The 748-nt window shown below is 50.3% G+C and carries 2 protein-coding genes; one reads left to right on the top strand and one right to left on the bottom strand.

The features are described 5' to 3' along the window. The coding region (locus P1S59_14555) for an AI-2E family transporter (protein ID MDF1527445.1) at positions 1 to 343 on the bottom strand (343 nt) is incomplete at its 3' end. Positions 344 to 588: 245 nt separating this feature from the next. On the opposite strand from P1S59_14555, the gene P1S59_14560 reads away from it, so the two are divergent. Then, the coding region (locus P1S59_14560) for a thiamine pyrophosphate-binding protein (protein ID MDF1527446.1) at positions 589 to 748 on the top strand (160 nt) is incomplete at its 3' end.

Below are 748 nucleotides of genomic sequence, written 5' to 3' on the forward strand. Positions count from 1 at the left end.
GGAGCCCCCAGCCGGCGATCTTCACGAGGGCCTTTTCGGCGATCCCGGGAGCCTCGTGGATGAACTGTACCGCTTCTTTCCAGAGGTACGGAATAAGCCATGAAAGGGCCAGAGCAAGGAGTCCGGTAATGAGGAAAAGTATCGCCAGGATCGAGGCCACCCTGGGGACCTTTTTTCTTTCCAGCCAATCCACTGCCGGGTCGAGCAGGTACGCAAGGCCGAATGCGAGGGTCAAGGATTTGAAGGCGCCGGGCGCCATCCAGGCGATGACAACGATCCCGCCGAAGAATGCCGCCATGAAGGAGTAGAACTTCTGTTTTTCGTCCATATTGATCATTGTCATAGTGTCTAGTGTCTGGTGTCTGGTGTCTAGAAAAATCTAAACAAATTTAGCAGAGCCATCTCAGATGACGCAAGAAGGAACATGAGCATAGCTTTTGAAGAGCATTATCTAGAAACCAGACTCTAGAATCTAGACACTGGCTACCAAGTCTAGACTTGGTAGCCTTGTTATCAATTTGTTAACTATCCGGGTTAAAAATATTGTATCTTGTAAATATTATCTTCCCATTTACCAGGGGGCAGTCCATGAAAGCATCCGATCTTTTCGTCAAATGCCTGGAAGCCGAGGGAGTGGAATATATCTTTGGCATCCCTGGTGAGGAGAACCTGGATCTCCTCAATTCCCTCAAAGACTCTCCCATCCGGCTCATCGTCACCCGTCACGAGCAGGCGGCGGGTTTCATGG

It is taken from the genome of bacterium (assembly GCA_029210965.1).
Taxonomy (GTDB): domain Bacteria; phylum BMS3Abin14; class BMS3Abin14; order BMS3Abin14; family BMS3Abin14; genus JALHUC01.